General features: G+C 55.5%; 19 protein-coding genes. 14 read left to right on the forward strand and 5 right to left on the reverse strand.

Features of this window, described 5'->3' with window-relative positions; genetic code table 11:
* Positions 1-2: 2 nt before the first annotated feature.
* The 9 genes from rseP to ACXAET_RS04645 all read left to right on the forward strand — a co-directional run bounded on the left by rseP (position 3) and on the right by ACXAET_RS04645 (position 8,517).
* The gene (gene rseP / locus ACXAET_RS04605; protein WP_475181799.1) at positions 3-1,355 is read left to right on the forward strand and encodes an RIP metalloprotease RseP; all 1,353 of its coding nucleotides are present in this window, start codon (positions 3-5) and stop codon (positions 1,353-1,355) included.
* Positions 1,356-1,444: 89 nt separating this feature from the next.
* Complete coding sequence (locus ACXAET_RS04610) at positions 1,445-1,573, forward strand: hypothetical protein (RefSeq protein WP_475181801.1); 129 nt, start codon at positions 1,445-1,447, stop codon at positions 1,571-1,573.
* 127 nt (positions 1,574-1,700) lie between these two features.
* On the forward strand, positions 1,701-4,061 hold the full coding sequence (gene bamA / locus ACXAET_RS04615; RefSeq protein ID WP_475181803.1) for an outer membrane protein assembly factor BamA: 2,361 nt from the start codon (positions 1,701-1,703) through the stop codon (positions 4,059-4,061).
* A 30-nt stretch (positions 4,062-4,091) separates the two neighbouring features.
* Positions 4,092-4,652 (forward strand): OmpH/Skp family outer membrane protein, encoded by a 561-nt coding sequence (locus ACXAET_RS04620; RefSeq protein ID WP_475181805.1) that lies wholly within the window; start codon positions 4,092-4,094, stop codon positions 4,650-4,652.
* Between the two features lie 72 nt (positions 4,653-4,724).
* Entirely contained in the window at positions 4,725-5,198 is a 474-nt protein-coding gene (gene fabZ, locus ACXAET_RS04625) for a 3-hydroxyacyl-ACP dehydratase FabZ (RefSeq protein ID WP_475181808.1), read from the forward strand.
* Positions 5,195-5,980 carry an acyl-ACP--UDP-N-acetylglucosamine O-acyltransferase gene (lpxA, locus tag ACXAET_RS04630; RefSeq protein WP_475181813.1) on the forward strand — a complete coding sequence of 262 codons (786 nt, stop codon included), beginning with the start codon at positions 5,195-5,197 and terminating at the stop codon, positions 5,978-5,980. The genes fabZ and lpxA overlap by 4 nt, the downstream gene beginning before the upstream one ends.
* A 4-nt stretch (positions 5,981-5,984) precedes the next feature.
* The gene (locus tag ACXAET_RS04635; protein WP_475181818.1) at positions 5,985-6,779 is read left to right on the forward strand and encodes an LpxI family protein; all 795 of its coding nucleotides are present in this window, start codon (positions 5,985-5,987) and stop codon (positions 6,777-6,779) included.
* Entirely contained in the window at positions 6,779-7,936 is a 1,158-nt protein-coding gene (lpxB, locus tag ACXAET_RS04640) for a lipid-A-disaccharide synthase (RefSeq protein ID WP_475181822.1), read from the forward strand. Before ACXAET_RS04635 ends, lpxB begins: the two co-directional genes overlap by 1 nt.
* Positions 7,936-8,517 carry a cadmium resistance transporter gene (locus ACXAET_RS04645; RefSeq protein WP_475181824.1) on the forward strand — a complete coding sequence of 194 codons (582 nt, stop codon included), beginning with the start codon at positions 7,936-7,938 and terminating at the stop codon, positions 8,515-8,517. Before lpxB ends, ACXAET_RS04645 begins: the two co-directional genes overlap by 1 nt.
* On the opposite strand, the gene mnmA is transcribed toward ACXAET_RS04645, so the two are convergent.
* Positions 8,514-9,659 (reverse strand): tRNA 2-thiouridine(34) synthase MnmA, encoded by a 1,146-nt coding sequence (mnmA, locus tag ACXAET_RS04650; RefSeq protein ID WP_475181826.1) that lies wholly within the window; start codon positions 9,657-9,659, stop codon positions 8,514-8,516. The genes ACXAET_RS04645 and mnmA overlap by 4 nt on opposite strands.
* A gap of 129 nt (positions 9,660-9,788) precedes the next feature.
* Between mnmA and sciP the strand changes: the two genes are divergently transcribed.
* The 4 genes from sciP to recG all read left to right on the forward strand — a co-directional run bounded on the left by sciP (position 9,789) and on the right by recG (position 15,215).
* Positions 9,789-10,082: a CtrA inhibitor SciP gene (gene sciP / locus ACXAET_RS04655; RefSeq protein WP_475181829.1), complete on the forward strand. Its 294-nt coding sequence runs from the start codon at positions 9,789-9,791 to the stop codon at positions 10,080-10,082.
* Between the two features lie 83 nt (positions 10,083-10,165).
* Positions 10,166-10,882, forward strand: coding sequence for a response regulator transcription factor CtrA (gene ctrA / locus ACXAET_RS04660; protein ID WP_475181833.1), 717 nt, complete (start codon positions 10,166-10,168; stop codon positions 10,880-10,882).
* A 119-nt stretch (positions 10,883-11,001) separates the two neighbouring features.
* Entirely contained in the window at positions 11,002-13,128 is a 2,127-nt protein-coding gene (gene ligA / locus ACXAET_RS04665; RefSeq protein ID WP_475181837.1) for an NAD-dependent DNA ligase LigA, read from the forward strand.
* Positions 13,125-15,215: an ATP-dependent DNA helicase RecG gene (recG, locus tag ACXAET_RS04670; protein ID WP_475181840.1), complete on the forward strand. Its 2,091-nt coding sequence runs from the start codon at positions 13,125-13,127 to the stop codon at positions 15,213-15,215. The genes ligA and recG overlap by 4 nt, the downstream gene beginning before the upstream one ends.
* 760 nt (positions 15,216-15,975) lie before the next feature.
* On the opposite strand, the gene ACXAET_RS04675 is transcribed toward recG, so the two are convergent.
* The gene (locus tag ACXAET_RS04675) at positions 15,976-16,428 is read right to left on the reverse strand and encodes an iron-sulfur cluster assembly scaffold protein (RefSeq protein ID WP_475181844.1); all 453 of its coding nucleotides are present in this window, start codon (positions 16,426-16,428) and stop codon (positions 15,976-15,978) included.
* Positions 16,429-16,476: 48 nt separating this feature from the next.
* On the opposite strand from ACXAET_RS04675, the gene hisI reads away from it, so the two are divergent.
* Complete coding sequence (gene hisI / locus ACXAET_RS04680) at positions 16,477-16,866, forward strand: phosphoribosyl-AMP cyclohydrolase (RefSeq protein ID WP_475181847.1); 390 nt, start codon at positions 16,477-16,479, stop codon at positions 16,864-16,866.
* A 5-nt stretch (positions 16,867-16,871) separates the two neighbouring features.
* Here the strand turns inward: hisI and gluQRS are convergent, their stop codons facing one another.
* From gluQRS to trmFO, 3 genes are read right to left on the reverse strand one after another with little or no spacing between them, the layout of a single operon-like run.
* Positions 16,872-17,765 (reverse strand): tRNA glutamyl-Q(34) synthetase GluQRS, encoded by an 894-nt coding sequence (gluQRS, locus tag ACXAET_RS04685; protein ID WP_475181851.1) that lies wholly within the window; start codon positions 17,763-17,765, stop codon positions 16,872-16,874.
* The gene (locus tag ACXAET_RS04690; protein ID WP_475181856.1) at positions 17,762-18,376 is read right to left on the reverse strand and encodes a class I SAM-dependent DNA methyltransferase; all 615 of its coding nucleotides are present in this window, start codon (positions 18,374-18,376) and stop codon (positions 17,762-17,764) included. The genes gluQRS and ACXAET_RS04690 overlap by 4 nt, the downstream gene beginning before the upstream one ends.
* 43 nt (positions 18,377-18,419) lie before the next feature.
* Positions 18,420-19,754, reverse strand: coding sequence for a methylenetetrahydrofolate--tRNA-(uracil(54)-C(5))-methyltransferase (FADH(2)-oxidizing) TrmFO (gene trmFO / locus ACXAET_RS04695; protein WP_475181859.1), 1,335 nt, complete (start codon positions 19,752-19,754; stop codon positions 18,420-18,422).
* Between the last annotated feature and the right edge of the window lie 155 nt (positions 19,755-19,909).

The following is a 19,909-nucleotide window of genomic DNA, read 5'->3' on the forward strand; positions in this document are numbered from 1 at the left end:
ACTTGGACGTACTCTCTCTGATCCCTCAATTTGGCAACTTGCTGTATACTATCGTTGCCTTTGTGGTGGCCCTGTCTGTCATCGTGGCAGTGCATGAATATGGCCACTACATCGTGGGGCGCTGGTCAGGCATACATGCCGAGGTGTTCTCGGTCGGGTTCGGCCCAGTGCTTTGGAGTCGTGTCGATAAGCGCGGAACCCGCTGGCAAATCGCTGCACTGCCATTTGGCGGCTATGTCAAGTTTCTGGGGGATTCCAACGCTGCGTCGGGCAAAGACGCAGCAGCGATGCAAACAATCACGGAACGAAGCCCCGAAGAATTGCGCCGCACCATGCACGGCGCACCTTTATGGGCAAGAGCGGCTACGGTCGCCGCAGGCCCGGTCTTCAATTTTGCAATGTCCATAATCGTTTTTGGTCTGATCTTCATGTATCAGGGCGTAACGCGTGAGCCCTTGACCGTTGGCGAGTTGCACCCGATGCCGGGCGCGGTTCAGGAGTTGCAAGACGGTGACGAGATCGTAGCCATCGCGGGGCTTCCGGTGCCAGAGTTCGATCAGGAAGGCGCATGGTCCGACTTTACCGATGCTTTGCCTGTCGAACCTAAGCTGGACTACACAGTGGTCCGCGACGGGCAAACGCTGGACGTCTCCGGCCCTTGGTTATTCCCTGCGCTAATCCAACAGGTTATCCCGCGCAGTGCAGCGATGGATATCGATTTGAAGCCCGGCGATGTGATTACAGCCGTCAACGGTGAACCGATTTACGCGTTTGAACAACTGAAAGAGCATGTCGAGGGTTCTGACGGCAAAGTTCTTTTGCTTGACGTCTGGCGGGATGGTGCGGATTTGGAATTCGCACTCGCACCGCGCCGCACGGATGAACCACAGCCTGAGGGCGGGTTTGTAACGCATTGGCGTATCGGAATTGTAGGCGGTATGGTTCTTGATCCGGCGACGGAACCAGCAGGTGTTCTGGCGTCGCTGTCAGGCGGCGTTCAGCAGACCCTGCGTATTATTGACGGGTCGCTGTCTGGTATCTGGCACATGGTGACTGGGGCGATCAGCACCTGCAATATCTCGGGTCCCATTGGCATTGCGGAAACTTCGGGCGCAATGGCGAGCCAAGGCGCGCAGAACTTTATCTTTTTCATCGCTGTGCTCTCGACCGCAGTTGGGCTGTTGAACCTGTTTCCCATTCCAGCCCTGGATGGCGGACATCTGGTGTTCTATGCGTATGAGGCCGTGGCGGGCAAACCGCCCAGTGATGGGGCTCTTCGTGTTCTGATGGGGGTAGGGGTATCCCTGATCCTTGGTCTTATGATCTTTTCGGTGTCCAACGATCTGTTCTGCTGATTGTGGAGATTGCGGCACTTTCATGCCGCAATTTCGCCCCAATACTTGCATAGGCTTTTGCCCGGAATTGACCCGTTTCTGAGGTTGTGATGACAAAGGCCCTTCGCAAATCTGCCAACAGCTTTTGGTGCCTGTTCGTTCTGAACTGGGATGCGTTGCTGTTCTTCGGTGCGACCGCAGTTGCCATGTTTGGCTGGGCATATCTCATCACCATGTGATTCTTTTCACATTTGCTAGAGGCGACTGACGTCTTCCCTTGCGCCAGCTTTCTATTTTGGTCTTTTGACAAGTATAAATATTCTCGCTACTCAGCATTAAAGTCCAAAAATATTGGGTAGTGAAAAAATGACTGATAGGCGAGGCGCGGGCACATCCTGCGGGGGACAAAAGCCAGAAAACAAGATTTTGTGGCGGTCACTAATATTTACATTTCTTCTGACATTGGTGGGTTTTGTACCGGTTCCACAGGTCGCATGGGCTCAAAACTTCGTAATCAATTCGTTTGACGTCGAGGGAAATCGGCGCATCGAAAGCTCTACTATTATCGCTCGTACAGGGATCGAGCCGGGCCAGTCGGTGACTGCCGGCGAATTGAACGATGCCTATCAGCGTTTACTTGACAGTGGTGTTTTTGAAACAGTCGAATTGACACCACGCGGGAATACTTTGGTGATTGCGGTTGAAGAATATCCGACGATCAACCAGATCAGCGTCGAAGGAAACCGCCGTGTGAAAGACGATGTGTTGCTTGAAGCAATCTCCTCTGAACCGCGTCGAGTGTTCACGCCTCAGGTGGCCGAGGCTGACGCCGACCTGATTGCTGAAATCTACTCGTCCCAAGGGCGCGTGTCGGCGACGGTCATTCCTCGCATTATTCGCCGCAGCGATAACCGGGTCGATCTGGTTTTTGAAGTTGCGGAAGGCACGACGATTGAGGTGGAGCGCGTTAGCTTTGTAGGCAACCGCGCGTTCTCTGATCGTCGTTTGCGCCGGGTTCTTGAAACCAAGCAGGCCAACTTTTTGCGTACATTCATCAGCAGTGACACCTTCATTGCTGACCGGATTGAGTTCGATAAACAGGTTATTCGCGATTTCTATCTGTCGCGTGGCTACGTCGATTTCCGCGTCAACAGCGCGAATGTTGAATTCACCCAAGAGCGTGACGCCTTTTTCCTGGTGATGAACATCACCGAGGGTCAGAAGTTTTCGTTCGGCCAGATCAGCACAGTCAGTGAAATTCCCGGTGTAGATCCAGCGCCGTATCAAGATGCATTGAAAATTCGCCCGGGCGTAACTTATACGCCGTCGTTGGTTGAGAACTCGATCGCCCGGATGGAGCGTCTTGGGATCAAGCAAGGCGTAGACTTTCTTCGGGTAGAACCGCGGGTGACGCGCAATGCACGTGATCTGACGCTGGATGTTCAATTTGTCCTGACCAAGGGTCCGCGGATCTTTGTTGAAAGGATCGACATCGAGGGCAACACGACAACGCTGGACCGCGTCATCCGCCGCCAATTTGATACGGTCGAAGGTGATCCCTTCAATCCGCGTGAAATCCGCCAGGCTGCCGAGCGTATCCGAGCGTTGGGTTTCTTCGCGGTAGCCGATGTTGAACCGCGCGAGGGATCCTCGCCCAGCCAGGTCATTGTTGACGTCGATGTAGAAGAGCAGCCCACCGGATCGCTGAGCCTGGGTGGTAGTTACTCGGTCTCAGACGGTTTTGGTGTTGCAATCGGGTTGAGCGAATCCAACTTCCTCGGCCGTGGGCAAACTGTGGGGGTCAACCTTTCGACAGCACAGGACGCCGAGCAGTACACCCTGAACTTTTCCGAACCTTACCTACTGGGCCGAAAGCTGCGGTTCGATCTGGGTCTGGGTCTGTCAACAACGAACTCTAGCTTTGCGAGCTACGACACCGACACGCTGTTCTTCCGACCCCAGCTAAGTTACGCGATCGGCGATTTGTCAGCACTGCGACTGCGCTATAACTGGGACCGTAGCGAGATGACGCAACAGGATGACGAGATCAACGGCGCGGTCATCGCCTCTGACATCGCGCAGGGCGAACGTACGACCAGCTCATTGGGTATCTCGTATATCTATGACAGCCGGCTTGGCGGTCTGAATCCCAACGCAGGTTTTCTGTTCGAAGCTGGTATTGATGCAGCCGGACTGGGCGGCGACAATGAGTTCTTCAAGACGACCGCGCGCGGTATTGCGCAAACCCGGGTTTGGAACGAAGAGGTTGTGCTGCGCGCGACACTCGAAGTCGGCGCCTTGCACTGGAGAGGTGATGACTTTAGCCGAACCATCGACCGCTTTGTTCTGGGGCCGAGTGTCTTCCGTGGCTTCGAGCCTGCTGGTATCGGCCCGCGCGACCTGTCGAACGGTCAGGACGATGCGATCGGGGGCAACTATTACTGGGTCGCACGCCTTGAATCGGACTTTCCGCTGGGCCTGCCCGAAGAATTGGGCCTGCGCGGCGGGGTTTTCTATGACTTCGGCAACCTTTACAACCTCAACGACGTGAACACAGCCGGTGGTGATATCGTCGGTGAGGATGGATCGATCCGTCACGTGATCGGCGTCTCTGTTCTTTGGGAAACACCCTTTGGTCCGCTGCGCTTTAACTTCTCGCATGCGCTCAAGAAAGAGGACTTCGATAAAGAGCAGAACTTTGACCTGACGGTTCAGGCCCGGTTCTAATCCTGAATGTTGCAGGATGTTATCATCAAAATGCAGGGCCCATTGCGGGCCCTGTGTGTTTTTTTAGCCCTGTTTGCTGCAGGTACTGCCGTCTCTCAGCAGTTGGGGGTGCCTGAAAGCAGTGTCGTAACACTGTCGAGCGAACGTTTGTTCGCCGAGTCTGCCTTTGGCAAGCGGGTCCTGCGTGAGATCGAAGTCGAAGGCATACTGCTAGGCGAAGAAAACGAACGCATCGTGGCGGAACTCAGCCGCGAAGAAAAGGTTTTGACAGAGCAGCGCGCGACAATGACGGCTGAGGAGTTTCGCCCTCTGGCTGATGCTTTTGACGAAAAGGTCCAGTCGCATCGAGAGGGCCAGAGGGCAAAACTTGACGCGTTGGCCCGCCGCGGCGAGGACGCCCGGCAAAGGTTCCTTGTGCTGGTTCGGCCTGTTTTGATTGATCTTTTGCGCGATTCCGGAGCCGCGATCATTATTGAACGTTCAAGCGTCTTCCTGAGTTCGGACCGGACTGACATCACAGATGCGGCAATTACCCGGATTGATGCGGTAATTGGCGACGGTCGCGCCGTTGAATCCGGTACCAGTGAATAGGTTTGCTTGCCCTTAGGGCGCGGTATTGCTAACCACTCGGCAAACACAAATACACTACGGGACAACAGCATTATGAGCACGGAAACCAAGACCGCCGATATTCAGCTGATACAGCGGATATTGCCGCACCGCTATCCGTTTCTGCTGGTCGACAAGGTCGTTGATATCTCAGGCTATCAGTCGGCCGTTGGCATAAAGAACGTCACGATGAACGAGCCGCATTTCCAAGGTCACTTTCCGGGTACTCCGATCATGCCGGGCGTCACCATTGTCGAGGCGATGGCACAGACCGCAGGCGTAATGTTGGGCGTAGGCATGGATGTCATCGACAGCGAGTTGTTGATTTATTTCATGAACATCGACAAGTGCAAATTCCGCCGAAAAGTGATCCCGGGTGACGTGCTCGAGATGCACGTGGAAACTGTTCGGGGCAAAAAGGGTGGCAAAATCTTCAAGTTCAGCGGTCGCGCGACGGTGGATGGTGAAGTCGCGACCGAAGCTGAATTCTCAGCCTATGTCGACTGGGACATGGAAAAAACAACATGAGCGGCATTCACCCAAGCGCAATCATTGAAGACGGTGCGCAAATCGGTGAGGGCTGCATCATCGGACCTTTCTGCCACATCGGCCCACAGGTCAAACTGGGCGATCGGGTCGAACTGAAATCTCATGTCGTGGTGACAGGCGACACATCCATCGGTGACGAAACCGTTATATTCAATTTCTCAGTGATCGGAGAAATTCCGCAGGATCTGAAATTCGGCGGTGAGGATACGCGTCTGCGGATTGGCAAGCGCAACCGTATTCGTGAGCATGTCACGGTGAACACCGGCACCGAAGGCGGCGGCGGTGTTACCCGGATCGGTGATGATTGCCTGTTGATGGCCGGTGTGCATGTGGCGCACGACGTTCAAATCGGAGACCGGGTGATCATGGTCAATCACGCTGGTGCCGCAGGACATTGTATCATCGAAGATGACGTAATTGTCGGTGGCATTTCAGGCTTGCACCAGTGGGTGCGCGTGGGCCGTGGCGCGATTATTGGTGCGCTGACCATGGTCGCTAATGATGTTATCCCATACGGTCTGGTACAGGCACCACGGGGTGAACTGGACGGGCTGAACCTTGTAGGTTTGAAGCGAAAAGGGGTGTCGCGCGAGGATATCGCGGCATTGCGCGCGGCCTTCCGGGAATTGTCTGAGGGTGAAGGTACGTTCATGGAGCGGGCCCATCGACTCGGCCAAGACAACCAGAGCGAATATGTCCAGCGGATCGTGGATTTTGTGACTGGTGAGTCGGATCGCTCGTTTCTGACACCAAGGAAGTAGGCCGATGCTGGCGCTGATTGCCGGAACTGGTGCATTGCCGGGTGAGGTGGTTGATTGCCTCACCGACCGTCCCTTGATCTGCGCGATGGAGGGGTTCTCACCCGAGAGCTTAAGCACGGATATCGTCTTTCCGTTGGAGCATTTGGGGAGTTTCATTGCCGATCTTAAAGCTCGGGGTGTCACTGAGATTTGTATGGCTGGCGCCGTCCGTCGTCCGGCCATTGACCCAGCACGGATTGACGCCGCCACGATGCCTTTGGTCCCTTTGCTTCAACAGGCGATGATGTCGGGGGATGACGGCGCATTGCGCGCGGTCATCGGCATTTTCGAAGACGCCGGTCTGACCGTACGCGCCGCGCATCAGATCGCGCCGGCCTTACTGCCTCCGCTGGGATGCCTGACCGAGGCTCAACCGTCAGAGGTTGATCTGTCCGATGCGGGCAGGGCGGCAAGTATTCTGCGGGCCATGGGGGCGGCGGATATCGGGCAGGCCTGCGCAGTGTTAAATGGCCAGGCCCTCGTTGTTGAGAGCATCTTTGGGACCGATTGGATGTTGCAATCCTTGACGCAACGGCCCGACGCAGGCGGGGGTATTTTGTTCAAAGCCCCAAAGCCAGATCAGGATCGACGCGCTGATCTGCCGACCATTGGACCAGGTACTGTTTCTGGTGCCGTGGCTGCCGGTTTGGCTGGCATCATCATTGAAAAAGGCGGCGTAATCGTATTGCAGCGGGATCGGGTTATTGATGAATGCAACCGCCTAGGTCTGTTCCTTCACGTGCGCGAGCGGGCCAGTTGATGCGGGTGTTTCTGGTCGCCGGCGAACCTTCGGGCGATCGGTTGGGCGGTGCATTGATGGAAGGGCTGCGCAGTCTGGTCCCCGATATTCAGTTTGACGGGGTTGGCGGTCCATTGATGCAGGCACAGGGCTTGGACAGCCGCTTTCCGATGGCCGAACTCTCGGTAATGGGTTTGGTCGAGGTTTTGCCGAAATACTTCCATCTGAAGCGTCGTATTTCCGAGACGGCCCAAGCCGTTCTGGACACGCGGCCAGACGTGTTGATCACAATCGACAGTCCCGATTTCTCGCTGCGCGTCGCAAAGATCGTCAAGGCGCACAGCAAGATCAGAACGGTGCACTACGTTGCCCCGAGCGTCTGGGCCTGGCGACCTGGGCGCGCCGACAAGATGGCGAAAGTGATTGATCATGTTCTGGCGCTCTTGCCGTTCGAGCCACCCTATATGGAACGCGCGGGCATGGAGTGTGATTTTGTCGGCCATCCCGTCGCCAGCGAGCCGGTAGCCTCGGAAGCGGATATTCAGGAGTTTCGAGACGCCTATAGCCTCGGAGCGGCCCCTCTTATCCTTGCCCTTCCGGGTTCGCGCGGCGGAGAAATTGATCGCCTTGCACCGGTCTTTGGTGACGCATTGCGGCTGTACCTGAAAAGCAGGCCCAACGCTCGGGTCGTAGTACCCGCCGTTGCGCATATGGTCGATGCAGTGGTTGAGCATGTGCGCGCTTGGCCCGGAAATCCAATCGTTCTTGACCCGCGCGGAATGGCTTCGGATCAGGCGGTGAAAGAAAAGCGGGCGGCGTTTGCGGCGGCTGAAGTGGCGTTGGCGGCCTCGGGAACCGTTTCGCTGGAACTGGCCGCACAAGCCACGCCGATGGTGATTGCTTACAGGCTTAGTTGGCTGACCCAGAAGATAGCCGAACGGATGGTCAAGCTGGATACGGTGACACTGGTCAATCTCGTTTCAGAAACCCGGACTGTGCCTGAATGTCTGCTGGATGACTGCCAGCCGGAAATGATTGCTGCGGCACTGGAGCAGGTCTCGGCCTCTCCGGATGCTCAACGTAAGGCGATGGCGACAACGATGGAACGGTTGGGACACGGGGGTGAGGCACCCGGCCTGCGCGCAGCGCGCGCGGTTTTGGCAAGGATGAAGTCCTAGTGCTGGATTTCGTGGCGTTTGGCCTGTCTGTCTTTATGGCTCAGGTTCTGACCAATCTGGACAACCTTGCAGCTCTGCTTGCGCTTTCAGTGGTGGCCGGAGCGAAGCGGTCAGTCTTTGGCTTTCTAGTGGCGCAGGTGATCATAATCTGCTCAGCGCTCTTGCTTGCCTTCGGGGTCGCAGATGTGGTGCCGCGAGGGGCGGGATATTTGGGTCTGATCCCACTGGGTTTGGGTGTTTTAACCTTGATCCGAAAAAGGCGTGAAACCGATGACGATGCCAATCCCAAGCTTCAAAACGGAGCATCGATCCTCGTGACCACACTGCTGTTTCTCAGCCTTTCGGTGGACACTTTTGTGATTCTGGCGCCACTGCTGGCGGATTCGGCGCCGAGTTATCGCACCGCAGGCGTTGCTGGCGCAGGGCTTGCCGCGTGCTGTCTTGCGTTGATCGCTCTACTGGGATCAAAAGTCCCGTTTATGAGCGGCTCTGTCGCCAATCGACTGGAAAGCCTTGTGCCGTATGTGATGATTTGCGCTGGTCTGTATATCCTCAGCAACTCATGGACGGACGCGATCTAGTATCCGCGCCAGATCCAACCGCCACCAAAAATGCGGCTGCCTTCAGAGGCATAGAAAACACAGGCTTGACCCGGTGAAACACCTTCCTCGGGCGTCAACAGTTCAACCTCGGCCGTTGTATCGCTCAGGGGACGAATGATTGCCTCTTGCGGTGGGCGCGTCGAACGCACCTTAACCGAAACGTGCCATTCTTTTTGAGACGTGAAGGGCATATCCCCCAACCAATTGATTTCGCGGACCGGGACAGTTCTGGTGGCCAGCATCTCTTTAGGTCCGACAACCACCTGTTTCTTGTCGACGTCCAACTTGACGACGTACAAGGGCTCACTGAGGCCACCAATACCCAGTCCGCGTCGTTGCCCAATGGTGTAGTGGATCACACCATCATGTTGCGCCAAGACGCGCCCATCTGCGTGGACAATCTCACCCGGTTCGGCCGCGCCGGGGCGCAGCTTTTCAATTACGCTGGCGTAATTCCCGTTGGGCACAAAACAAATGTCCTGACTGTCGGGTTTGTCGGCCACCGCCAACCCGTATTGCGCGGCCATCTCGCGCGTCGCATCCTTCGAGGGCAGGTGCCCCAGCGGAAACCGCAAGAAATCCAGCTGCTCGGGCGTGGTTGAGAACAGAAAGTACGACTGATCGCGATTTGCATCTTCGGCGCTGTGCAGTTCTGGCCCGTTTGACCCCATCTTTCTTTGAATATAGTGACCAGTGGCCATGCAGTCGGCCTCAAGATCCTTGGCGGTCTCCAACAGATCCTTGAACTTCACCCGTTCGTTGCAACGGATGCAGGGCACAGGAGTTGCGCCCGCCAGATAGCTGTCGGCAAATTCATCGATCACAGCATCTTTGAAGATGTTTTCGTAATCCAACACGTAATGAGGGAACCCGCGCTCTTCAGCCACGCGGCGGGCGTCGTGAATATCGATGCCCGCGCAACAGGCACCTTTCTTGGCCAGCGCCGCACCGTGATCATAAAGCTGCAGTGTAACGCCCACCACGTCATAGCCCTGGTCCGCCAGATAAGCGGCCACAACAGAACTGTCCACGCCACCGGACATCGCCACAACCACCCGCGTTTCCGACGGGGGTTTGGCAAAGCCAAGCGAATTCAGCGGTGTCTCAGTATCCAGGGCCATGACGATTCCAATACGGATGAGGGAAGACCGGCAGAATATAAGAAAATTCTACACACTCTCAAGGGGCGGTTTCACTCGGCATTAAGTACGCTGGTGTCAGCTTTACCGCAGCACGAAGAGGGTCAAAAAATGCTATTACAGAAAGTCGAGGGTCCCAGATCTGTAACCCTTCCGGATGGTTCAATTTTATCGCGCGCGGACTTACCACCAGAAAACACGGCACGTTGGGTCGCTTCGCGGAAAGTGATTGTGGTTCGCGGTGTACTTTATGGGCTGATAACACTCTCAGACGCCAAAAAGCGATACGGGCTAAGTGACGAAGAATTCAATTCATGGGTTTCAGCGGTCGCTGAGCACGGAACGGACGCATTAAAAGTCACTGCATTAAAAAAATATCGACAACTTAAAAGCGAAAGTGAATAACAGATTCAACGGTAACGTCAGATTAACCATTTTTGAGCAGGGTGAATTTGAGATTGGTAAATTGACCCGAATTGGAGCGGTAAATGAGAATACTTCTTGTCGAGGATGATCCGACCACGTCAAAAAGCATTGAATTGATGCTGACGCATGCAAACCTCAATGTCTACGCAACGGACCTGGGCGAGGAAGGCATCGATCTTGCCAAACTCTACGACTATGATCTGATCTTGTTGGACTTGAACCTCCCTGACATGAACGGGCATGAAGTGTTGCGGCAGTTGCGCATCGCCCGAGTTGAAACCCCGATCCTGATCCTGTCCGGCGCAGACGATACAGAGAATAAGATCAAGGGTTTTGGGTTCGGTGCAGATGACTACATGACCAAACCTTTCCATCGTGAGGAATTGGTGGCCCGGATTCATGCCATCATTCGGCGATCAAAGGGGCATTCGCAATCCATTATCCACACTGGCCGGGTCGCTGTGAATCTTGACGCAAAGACGGTTGAAGTGGAAGGGAAGGCAGTTCATCTGACCGGCAAAGAATACCAGATGTTAGAGTTGTTAAGCCTTCGGAAAGGCACGACACTGACCAAAGAGATGTTCTTGAACCACCTTTACGGCGGCATGGATGAGCCCGAGTTGAAGATTATCGACGTCTTCATTTGCAAGCTCCGCAAAAAGCTCAGCAACGCCACAGGCGGTAACAACTATATCGAAACTGTTTGGGGCCGGGGATATGTCCTGCGTGATCCGCAAAGCAAAACCGTTGATGAGACGCGGATGGCTGTAGGGGCGTGAACAAAAACACAGTCGCCCAAGTCCGGGGTGATCCTGCGCGCTAACTAGACAGCGCATCTGGACCTGGCCAAGACCTCGCCCTATCACTGAGACCCAAGATGACGTGACAGGGCGAGGCCATGAGTAAATTGATTCCGGTAGCTGACCTGACCGAGGAGGCTGCCCGCGAAGAGTTGGCGCAGTTGGCAGCGCAATTGTTGCGGGCAGATAAACTCTATCACGGTGAAGACGCGCCAGAGATTTCTGATGCAGCCTACGATGCGCTCAAACGTCGAAATGCTGAAATTGAAGCACGGTTTCCCAATCTGAAACGCCCCGACAGCCCCTCGGATCAAATCGGGGCACGACCGGCTGGCGGGTTTTCGAAAGTTACCCATGCGGTTCGAATGATGTCGCTTGGCAATGCGTTTGATGATGAAGACACTCGGGATTTTGACCGATCGGTCCGAAAGTACCTTGGCCTGGATGCTGCAACACCGCTGTCGTTTACTGCAGAACCCAAAATCGACGGCCTGTCCCTTTCATTGAGATATGAAAATGGCAAGCTGGTACAGGCTGCCACACGCGGCGACGGAGAGGTGGGGGAAAACGTCACTGCAAACGCCCGGACAATTTCGGACATTCCTCAGGTTCTGGAAAATGCGCCGAAAGTGCTGGAGGTCCGGGGTGAGGTCTACATGTCGCATGAAGACTTCGAAAGGCTGAATGCATCACAGGAAAACGCCGGCGAAAAGACCTTTGCCAATCCAAGAAACGCGGCCGCGGGTTCCTTGCGCCAACTGGATGCGTCCGTCACACGCGCGCGTCCACTGAAATTCTTTGCCTATGCTTGGGGGCAATTGTCTGAACCGTTGGCAAACACGCAGATGGCCGCAATTGACCGGTTGCGTGATCTGGGGTTTGCGACGAATCCACTGACCAAGCTGTGTGAAACAACCGCTCAGATGCTAGAGCACTACCGCGATATCGAGGTCCAGCGATCCACACTCGGCTATGACATTGACGGAGTTGTTTACAAGGTGAACGACCTGTCCTTGCAAGGTCGACTGGGATTCCGCTCCACGACACCCCGTTGGGCGATTGCGCATAAATTTCCGGCTCAGCTTGCATGGACTCGTCTGGAAGCGATCGAGATTCAGGTGGGGCGCACAGGTGCTTTGAGCCCGGTTGCCCGGCTACATCCGGTCACGGTAGGCGGGGTGGTGGTTTCAAATGCCACATTGCACAATGAAGACTATATCGCGGGTCGGGATGCCAAGGGCGGCACGATCCGAGACGGCAAAGACATTCGCGTCGGCGACTGGGTTCAGGTTTACCGCGCGGGCGATGTAATTCCCAAAATCGCGGATGTGGACATTTCAAAACGGCCAGAAGGTGCCACCTCTTTCGAATTTCCCACGACCTGCCCTGAATGCGGCAGCGATGCCATCCGCGAAGAGGGTGACGCCGTGCGCCGCTGTACGGGTGGTATGATCTGTCCTGCGCAAGCAATTGAAAAACTAAAACATTTCGTTTCACGCAAAGCGTTTGACATCGAAGGTCTGGGCGCCAAGCAGATCGAGATGTTTTACAACGACCCTGATCTTCCAATAAAAACTCCGGTAGATATTTTTACCTTGCACGACCGAGACAGTGCAAATTTGACAAAACTGGCCAATCGAAAAGGCTGGGGTACGCAGAGTGCCAGGAATCTCTGGGAGGCGATTGACGAGAAACGCCAAATTCCGTTTGGTCGGCTGCTGTTTGCGCTGGGTATTCGGCATATGGGCGAGGCGGCGTCAAACCTAATCGCGACCCATTATGGCAACTGGCCGGAATTCGAACGTGCGATTACCGCGGCGGCAGATTTCAATGGGCCAGAGTGGGATGACCTGCTCAGCGTAGATGGAGTTGGTGAAGTCATGGCCCGGGCGCTTGTGTCGGCATTTGCGCAAGACGCAGAGCGGGCCAGCATAGATGCTCTGGTCGCTCAGTTGGACGTGCAAGCTGCCAAACGGCCAGATACCGCTGGCAGTCCAGTCGCCGGAAAAACTGTCGTTTTCACCGGGACATTGGAAAAGATGACCCGCGCAGAAGCCAAGGCCAGGGCTGAGGCGCTTGGCGCCAAGGTCTCGGGGTCTGTCAGCAAAAAGACCGATCTTCTGGTGGCGGGTCCTGGCGCAGGTTCAAAGGCGAAAAAAGCCGCTGATCTTGGCGTTGAAACACTGGACGAGGATGGTTGGCTACAGCTGATCGGTTCTGCATGAGTGGTCGCCCAGAAAGCTTGTTCCCGCTATTTGCCAGCTTGGAAACTCTGGATGGGGTCGGGCCAAAAACAGCTCAGATCTTGATACAAGCGGGGACGGAGTCCCCGCGTGACGTTCTCTTCAACCTGCCATACGCCGTGATCGACCGCCGCCGTCGCGACACGATCCGAGATGTTGATCTTCCTGCCACGTTAACAGTCGAGGTGACTGTCGGCGTCCATAGGCCACCCCGCAACAAAGGTGGAGCCTACAGGGTTCACGTCGAGGATAGCGAGGCAGACTTCCAATTGGTCTTTTTCCACGCACGCGGGGAGTACCTGAAAAAGGTTCTTCCGCAAGGGGCGCGTCGTGTCATTTCAGGCAAGCTTGAACTGTTCGACGGGATGGCGCAGATGGTCCACCCTGATTACATGCTGCCATTAGAAGACGCCAAGGGCATCCCAGAATTTGAACCCGTTTATCATTTGACGCAGGGAATCACGCAAAAGACGGCTTACAAAGCCGCCCGTAGCGCCTTGGCGCGCGCGCCTGCTCTGAACGAATGGATCGATACGGCCTTGATCAAAAATCAGGGATGGCCCAATTGGGCAGAGGCCGTTTCTGCGGCGCACAATCCGCAAGGGGCCGATGATGTAGCGGCCCATGCTCCGGCGCGGGAACGTATGGCATATGACGAGCTTTTTGCACATCAATTGACGCTGGCGCTAGCACGGCAGCGCGAGCGCAAAGCGCGCGGCATTGTGAGTGTTGGTACAGGTGTTTTGCAAAGCAAAGTTCTGGCCAGTCTACCGTACAAACCGACCGGCGCTCAACTTCGGGCCATTGATGACATCGCAAGCGACATGGCGTCGGATGCTCGGATGAACCGTTTGTTGCAAGGTGATGTAGGTGCAGGAAAAACACTCGTGGCGTTCATGGCCTTGCTTATCGCCGTCGAAGCGGGCGGGCAGGGCGTCATGATGGCGCCAACCGAAATTCTTGCGCGCCAACACCTGGAAGGTCTGCGCCCCTTGGCCGAAGACGCAGGCATTGTTCTGGAGATCCTGACTGGACGCGACAAAAGCGCGGAACGTCGCGCCAAACTGGCAGCTTTGAAAAGCGGCGACATTCACATTCTGGTCGGCACACACGCCGTATTTCAAAATGATGTGGAGTTCAAAGCGCTGCGTTTGGCAATTGTTGACGAACAGCACAGGTTCGGCGTGCGTCAACGGATGGAACTGTCTGAGAAAGGGCAGGGCGCGGACGTTTTGGTGATGACGGCCACTCCGATCCCGCGCAGCCTGGCGTTGGCGCAATATGGCGATATGGACGTATCTGTTTTGGACGAAAAGCCGCCCGGACGGAAACCCGTCAAGACGGCAATCGTGAGCACCGAACGCATGGATGAGGTTGTCTCGCATCTGCGCCGCGCGATCGCTGAAGGGCGCCAATGCTATTGGGTTTGCCCGCTGGTCGACGAGTCGGAAGTTTCAGATTTGACGGCAGCTGAGGAAAGGTTCAAACGGTTGCGTGCCATTCTTGTCGAAGGGACGGTTGGATTGGTGCATGGCCAGATGCCGTCTGCTGAAAAAGACGCCGCAATGCAGGCCTTTCAAGAAGGGCAGACAAAAGTATTGGTCGCCACGACTGTGATTGAGGTCGGGGTCAATGTTCCCAACGCATCCATCATGGTCATTGAGCGGGCTGAGATCTTCGGGCTGGCGCAACTGCACCAACTGCGCGGTCGCGTCGGGCGCGGTCAGGCGGATTCGACCTGCCTTATGATGTATCAACCTCCGCTCAGCGAGGGTGGTCGCAAAAGGCTGGAAGTTTTACGCGAAACCGAGGACGGATTTCGGATTTCCGAAACAGACCTTCAGATGCGCGGCGCAGGAGATTTGATCGGAACGGCCCAATCCGGATTACCAAAATTTCGGATCGCTGACCTTGAACGTCAGGCCGGGCTTATGGCTACAGCCCAAACCGATGCCCGTGCATTGCTGACCGCTGACCCGTCGCTGCGGACTGACCGGGGACAGGCCGCGCGCGTTCTTTTGTGGCTTATGAAACAGGATCAGGCAATTCGTTTAATTTCAGTAGGTTAAAGAGATATTACCAATTTGTTCGCATTTGTTCCTAAAAAGTTCTTTACCGACTCGGTAAAATATGAGAACAAAAGGTCAACAGAAGGATGATACCCAGAGGTGAAACCATGCTGACCCAGATCAAGATGACTTTGAGCCGATCGCAGTCGACAATTTTGCAGGACGCTGTAGGAGCCGTGTCTTTGGTGGTTATGCTCATGGTTGCCCTGCATATTCCCGGAGTTTTCTGACCGTTTCTGCCTGCGATCTCGTGCCGGCGTTACCGTGCTGTTATCCCCATTTCAGTCAAGGGTGACCAACCTGTCCCAATCCTCTTGAGAGGCCTGCCTCGGCCTCGTACGGCTATCCGGACCCTACGCGAGACACGCACAACCTGCCGCCGCCCTTTCCGCCCGGAAGGCGCGGCGGTTTTTTCTTGGAGCCTCCATCAGGTTCGCGCGCGTTGCTCTAACTTTTGAACAAGCGTCAAAAGACAAGAGAGGGAACATGGCGCCAGAATGCCGTAAGTCACCCGATTATTGACCGGTGTAGCTATTGACCTGCGCCATTTCATTTTGAAGAAGCGATTTGTTTTTTAAAGCTTGCTGCGTCATGGCGGTCACGCGGCAAACAAGCAACGCTATCCAATCACTAGCTCTCATAAGATTTCTATCAAAGATAGATTTATTGAAGAACGCAGCTGAGAGCCAACGATGGCGCGATCTCAACTTAAAGATCAATCAGTAAGTTACTGTAGGAAGAGAAAGAGATTAAACAACCACTAAGCGCAATTGGCTTGCTCAGCCTGTTCAAAGGCTTCGGCTGTAGCCTCAAGCGCGAGCATAATCGACGCATGGCGGTTCTTGTAATCCCGCGCCGGTATCAGGACTTCCAGGCCCTCAAACGGGGCGTCCGGAGCAGGGCCACCTTTTTTCAGCATGGCCGTAAGCTGATCTCGCGCGGTCTCTACTTGTACACGCGTCGCTCCGATGATTGCGCTGCCGACAACCGACGCAGACGCCTGACCCAACGCACAAGCTTTGACGTCCTGCCCAAAACCCGAGACTTTGCCGTCCTGCACGTTCAAATCAACGGTTATGGTTGATCCACACAGCGGCGACCGCTTTTTTACCGTTGCATCAGGATGATCAAGCCGGTCCAGATGCGGAATGTCTGCTGCCAGCGACAAGATGCGGCCAGAGTAGAGTTTGATAAGGTCATTTTCACCGGACATGGCTTTACCTCGTTGCCTGTCCCCCATACATAATCAGCCTCTACCGGGATGCAAAAGGTTTTTCTCATGTCTGCGACTGTCGCATTTGATCCATCATCTTTGAAATACAACGAAGCCGGCCTGATCCCTGCCATAGCCCAAGACGAAAGCTCGGGCGAGGTTCTGATGATGGCCTGGATGAATGTGCAAGCCGTTAAGAAAACATTGGAAACCGGTCGCGTCACCTATTGGTCGCGGTCCCGCCAGTCGTTCTGGATCAAAGGTGAAACGTCAGGTCATGTGCAGGAACTTGTGGATTTCCGGCACGATTGCGACCGCGATTGCTTGCTGGTTCTGGTCCGTCAAACCGGCCCCGCCTGCCACACGAACCGCAGGACCTGCTTCTACACTGCCGTGCGGGACGGGAAAGAGGTTGAGCTGATGCCACCAATGGTGTGACACGGTCACAAACCGACCAAGGCCCGGATATCCTCTGCGGTGGCACCGTCCGCACGGTATTTTGAAAGCGCGCGCGCGTCATCGCGTTTAGCCAACCGTTTACCGACCTCGTCGCAGATCAACCTGTGATGACGGTACGTTGGTGTTGGCAATCCCAGCAGGCGCTGCAAAACGACATGAATTCTCGTGGCCTCGAACAGGTCCTGTCCGCGCACGACATGGGTAATCTGTTGCGCGGCGTCATCCAGAACTACTGACAAGTGGTAGGATGTTCCCATGTCACGACGCGACAGAACCACATCTCCGATCGTGCTCGTCAACTCTTTCATCGTGAACGCGATCGATCCTGTCTCACCATCTGGTCCGGCACCAGTTTCCAGAAAAGAACCGATCTGAGCGCCAGGATCGTCTGATCCGTTAAGCGCACGGCAAGCAGCCGCCATATTCAAGCGAAGCGGAATGTCCTTCGGACGCGGTCCCTCTGCTGCGGATGGTCGGAATTTATCTCGGCACGTACCCGGATAAATGATGCCATCCGGCCCATGAAGCGGACGGCCTTCTTGCGGCGCACTGGCCGCGGCAGCAATGTCTTTCCGGTTGCACGTACACGGGTAAAGCAGGCCACGGGCCCATAACCTGTCCAGCGCTGTGGTATAGACGTCCAATCGGTCGGATTGCCGCATTACGGGTTCAGGCCAGTTGAGACCGATCCAGCGCAAATCTCTGTAGATTTGATCTTCCCAGCTTAAACGAGAACGCGCTCGGTCAATATCTTCGATCCTCAGAAGGAATTGACCGTTCTCCGCCACTGCCAGATCATGGGCCAATAGCGCTGAATAAGCATGTCCCAAATGCAAAGGGCCACTTGGTGAAGGCGCAAATCGAGTTCTAAATGTCACGCTTTTTGAACAACATATACGTCAGACTTAAGGTCCATCCCCGGAAGGTGCGGACCATACTCGCGAAATAGCAAACGTGCCGCGCCTGTGTCCAGCCAGTCATTTAGGCGCGATGTGTAAGAAATGTCGTCAAGCGTATGATCATTAAAGGAAAACGCCAGCAGTCCATCTTTTGGCAGGGCGCGCATCAACACATCAAAAACCGCGGGTGGCGCAGCCCCAGTGCTGATTACGCCAATTGCAGCAATTGCCTTGTAAGCACCTTGATCCAGAGGGTTCGGATCCGTGATCTCGAAAGATGAGAGCTTGCGATAAACGCTTTTGGCCGCCGCACCCTCCAACATCTTGGGGGATGGATCAACGCCGTCAATAACCTCAAAACCTACTGCGCTTAAGGCTACACCTGACAGGCCAGTTCCGCATCCATAGTCCAGAATGGGCGTCTGCGGCTGAGGCAGTTTTGACCACAATGCCTCGGCCACGCGACCGGGAGTTGCATAGCCTTGAGCGGCCACCTCGGAATCATACGACGATGCCCATTTCTGATAATGTGCGTGCGTGGCTTGCGGAGTGTCCAGGCCGTAGGCGTCCTTGAGATACTTATCGCTCATAGACTGATGTTAAGCGCGATAGACCCGGTGCGTCCAGTCAGCTTTACCCCAACCAGCGCGTCCACTCGGCTTTGGCCCGGTCTGTATAGGCCTTGTAGCGGTCCTTGCGACCGCGACGTCCACCTTTCAAGCCGTCCACCGGACGGAATAGACCAAAGTTGACATTCATGGGTTGAAAAGTCTTGGCCTCAGCTCCGCCGGTAATATGGTGGATCAGGGCGCCCATCGCGCTGTCTTTTGGTATTTCGGGCAGGTTCAGCCCCAGAATTTCGGCCGCGGCCAGTCGGCCAGCCAAAAGACCCATCGCCGCGCTTTCGACATAGCCCTCAACCCCTGTGATCTGCCCGGCAAACCGAATATTCGGCTTGGACTTCAAACGCATCTGCGCGTCCAGAAGCGTGGGCGAGTTGATGAACGTATTGCGATGAATCCCGCCAAGCCGCGCAAAACTGGCGTTTTCCAAACCGGGGATCATGCGGAACACCTCGGTCTGCGCGCCGTATTTCATCTTGGTTTGAAAGCCCACGATATTGAACAACGTCCCAAGAGCGTTGTCGCGGCGCAACTGTACCACGGCATGCGGTTTGACGTCCGGCTGGTGCGGGTTGGTCAGGCCAACCGGCTTCATCGGCCCATGTCGCAGCGTTTCGCGGCCACGCTCGGACATCACTTCGATCGGCAGACAACCGTCAAAGTAGCCAGCGGTCTCGCCCTCGTGGAATTCGGTCTTGTCGGCGGCCAGCAACGCATCAATGAACGCCTCATACTGATCCTTGTCCATCGGACAGTTCAGATAGGCGGTCCGTTCTTCCTCGGTTTCACCCTTGTCATAGCGCGATTGCATCCATGCTTTGCTCATATCGATGCTATCGGCATATACGATGGGGGCGATTGCGTCGAAGAAGGCCAGGGACTCTGCGCCGGTCTCGGCACGAATAGCTTCACCCAACCCAGCTGAGGTCAAAGGGCCGGTTGCGAAAATCCAATGACCTTCGTCGGGCAGGGCGGTCACCTCGTCGCCAGTGACCTCAATTCTCGGATGGCTGCGCAGTTTCGCGGTGACGGCTTCGGCGAAGGGATCACGATCAACGGCCAGCGCGCCACCAGCGGGAAGACGGTGCGCATCGGCTGTCGTCATGATCAAGCCATTTGCTGCCCGCATTTCCCAATGCAACAAACCAACTGCATTCTGTTCGTCATCATCGGATCGGAATGAGTTTGAGCATACCATCTCAGCCAGGTTGCTGGTTTGGTGTGCAAAAGTGCCCACTTTGGGCCGCATCTCATGGATCACCACGTCAACGCCCATTTCCGCCGCCTGCCAAGCGGCCTCGGACCCGGCCATGCCGCCGCCCACGATATGCAATTTCTGTGTCATGCGCTGCCACATAGGGCAGTGCAAAGCACAACGCAACACAGACCAAATAGCGCTAGTATTTTAAGGGATCTTGGGGTCGCCGCTGCGGGAATGTCGATGCCGGTGAGAGAAACCAGCTTGGAGGGACCTTCCGCCCACGGCGACCCAAAAGTGTC

Source organism: Ruegeria sp. AWH4_226 (assembly GCF_056159225.1).